The organism is Arthrobacter pascens (assembly GCF_017052465.1).
Taxonomy (GTDB): Bacteria; Actinomycetota; Actinomycetes; order Actinomycetales; family Micrococcaceae; genus Arthrobacter; species Arthrobacter pascens.
The window spans coordinates 1-2,662 of the sequence record NZ_JAFHKT010000063.1 but is presented as its reverse complement, the minus strand read 5'-3'; the positions used below and the strand labels follow the sequence as shown (position 1 = coordinate 2,662).

General features: G+C 63.0%; 3 protein-coding genes and 1 pseudogene. All 4 read left to right on the top strand.

The genetic code is table 11. From position 1 onward, the window contains the following. Positions 1-793: BCCT family transporter (locus tag JYA52_RS00320; RefSeq protein ID WP_205651173.1), on the top strand; the 793-nt coding region annotated here is incomplete at its 5' end. Between the two features lie 68 nt (positions 794-861). Continuing rightward, the gene (moaA, locus tag JYA52_RS00315) at positions 862-1,929 is read left to right on the top strand and encodes a GTP 3',8-cyclase MoaA (protein ID WP_205651172.1); all 1,068 of its coding nucleotides are present in this window, start codon (positions 862-864) and stop codon (positions 1,927-1,929) included. A 6-nt stretch (positions 1,930-1,935) separates the two neighbouring features. Further along, on the top strand, positions 1,936-2,202 hold the full coding sequence (locus tag JYA52_RS00310) for a MoaD/ThiS family protein (protein ID WP_205651171.1): 267 nt from the start codon (positions 1,936-1,938) through the stop codon (positions 2,200-2,202). Between the two features lie 277 nt (positions 2,203-2,479). After that, positions 2,480-2,662, top strand: a pseudogene (locus tag JYA52_RS00305) (alcohol dehydrogenase catalytic domain-containing protein); the annotation flags it as partial.

Here is a 2,662-nt window from a genome sequence, read left to right as displayed (position 1 = left end):
GATGTCCGGCTGGACCATCTTCTACTGGGCCTGGTGGATCTCCTGGACGCCGTTCGTCGGACTGTTCATCGCCCGCATCAGCCGCGGCCGCACCATCCGGCAGTTCGTCACCGGCGTACTGCTGGTGCCCAGCGTCGTCAGTGTGATCTGGTTCGGCATCTTCGGAGGCGCCGCCTTCCACGTGCAGCAGGAAGCCGACAAGGCCAACACCCCCGGCCTCGTCACCATGGTCGACGGGACCCCCTCCGTCAATTTTGACGGTGCCCTCTTCGACCTGGTCAAAAACCTGGGCATGCCCGTCTGGGTCACCGCGGCAGTCATCGTCCTGGCGATGGTCCTGGTCGCCATCTTCTTCATCACGGGCGCAGACGCCGCCTCCATCGTAATGGGATCGCTCAGCTCCAACGGCGCCGAAGAACCCCGCCGCGGAGTGGTCATCTTCTGGGGCACGCTGACCGGCGCCGTCGCCGCCGTCATGCTCCTGGCCGGTGGCAACGAACCCTCAGAAGCCCTGTCCGGCCTGCAACGGATCACCATCGTTGCCGCCCTGCCGTTCGTGCTGGTCATGTTGCTGCTCTGTGTCGCCCTGGCACGGGACCTGCGCCGCGATCCGCTGGCCCTGCGGGCCAGGCTGGCCACCTCCGTCATGGAACGGGCCATCCGGACCGGCGTGGAACAACACGGCGGCGTCCAGTTCGACCTCGTGACCACTCACCAGGGCGATGAACGGTGCCCGGACGGTTCGCCATGTGCAGGCGGAACCAAGCCAGACTCTCCAGATGTCAAGGAATAGGTGTTCATATCAAGACAATTCAGCTGGGCATTCCCCGGCTTCCCGGCAGAAGCGGGGGCGGGCTGCCGATGCCGCCAACCCGGCCCTCCGGAGTTCCGGCCGGACTGCTGGACAGATTCGGGCGCCAGGCAACAGATCTGCGGTTGTCCCTCACGGACAAATGCAACCTTCGGTGCTCATATTGCATGCCCGCGCAGGGCTTGGAATGGCTGTCCAAACAATCCCTGATGACCCCCGATGAGATCGTGCGGATTGTTGGCATCAGTGTGGACAAACTGGCCATCAAGGAACTCCGGCTTACCGGCGGCGAGCCCCTGGTACGCCCTGACCTGGTGAACATCATCCGGGCCCTGCGCCGGCAGCACCCCGATCTGCCTATATCCATGACTACAAACGGCGTCGGACTGGACAAGAAGGCCGGGTCACTCAAGGACGCCGGGCTCACCCGAATCAATGTCTCACTCGATTCCCTTCACGAAGAGACGTTCGAGTTGCTCACCAGGCGCCCGTTCCTCAACAAGGTGCTGGCTGGAGTCGAAGCGGCGAGGACTGCAGGGTTGGGACCGATCAAAATCAACGCTGTCCTGATGCGGGGTATCAACGACGCCGAAGCGTCCCCGCTCCTCGCATGGGCATTGCAGCACGACTACGAGCTGCGATTCATCGAGCAGATGCCGCTTGATGCAGATCACGGATGGACGCGCCGCGACATGGTCACTGCTGCCGAAATCCGTGAACTGCTCTCCCAAGAGTTCGTCCTCACCCCAGACCTTCGGGAGCGGGCAGGAGCCCCGGCAGAACGCTTCCAGGTCAGGAAGCGAAATGCTGCCAAGGGTGAATCCCACGGGGCCGCCCTGGGGACCGTGGGCATCATCGCTTCCGTCACGGAACCCTTCTGCGGCGACTGCAGGCGCACGCGCATCACGGCGGAGGGCAAGCTCATGAGCTGCCTGTTCTCCCGGGAGGAATTCGACCTCCTGGGCCTCATGCGCACAGGGGCGGATGACGAAGAAATCGCCCGCTGCTGGCAGGACGCGATGTGGATCAAGCCGCGTGCCCACGGCATGGACCACTCCGGCCTGGATTCCACGGACTACAAGCAGTCGGGCCGCAGCATGAGCACCATCGGAGGCTGAATAACAATGTTGGTTCGATACTTCGCCGCGGCATGTTCCGCCGCCGGCGTGGAAGAGGAACGTCATGACCTGGCAGCCGGCGTGACGCTGAGTGAACTCCTGACAGCCGTACTTGCGATTGACCGTCCGGACCCTCCGGCGGGAACTCCTCCGCTCGCACGGATCATCGCCCGGAGCAGCTTCCTTCACAACGAAATCGCTGTACGGGACCTTGGTCTGAGCCTTGGCCCCGAGGATGTCATCGACGTTCTCCCGCCCTTTGCCGGCGGCTGAGCCTCGGCGACGAAGCTTCGTTCTCAGCTCATTGACACTCCACAGCCACCGCCACTAGCATCGTCATATATCAGTTCGATACTGCGCGCATATCATACTTTCCTCGCTCCAGATGCTGGCCCGACGCCGGCTCCGCACCGCCGGAGCGCCGCAGGCCGGCAGCAGACACCCGAGGGGATTCCGGCAACGGTCATCGTTGCAAAGCAAACTACCCGCCTGGGCAAAAGTCCGGTAGGCATGGCCACTCTGGCAGCCAGAGCGAAAGGAACACGAACTAATGGTTCATAAGGTCAAGGCAGTTGTTGTCAGGGAGAAGAATGCTCCGGTGTCGTTGGAGACGATTCTGGTGCCGGATCCGGGGCCGGGGGAGGCTTTGGTGGATGTCCTGACGTGCGGGGTGTGCCATACGGATCTGCATTACAAGCTGGGCGGTATTGGGGATGAGTTCCCGTACCTGCTG

Excerpts from the sequence above, each read along its gene's own strand:
- JYA52_RS00310 (WP_205651171.1), top strand. The coding sequence starts at position 1,936 with ATGTTGGTTCGATACTTCGCCGCGGCATGTTCCGCCGCCGGCGTGGAA.
- moaA (WP_205651172.1), top strand. The coding sequence starts at position 862 with ATGCCGCCAACCCGGCCCTCCGGAGTTCCGGCCGGACTGCTGGACAGA.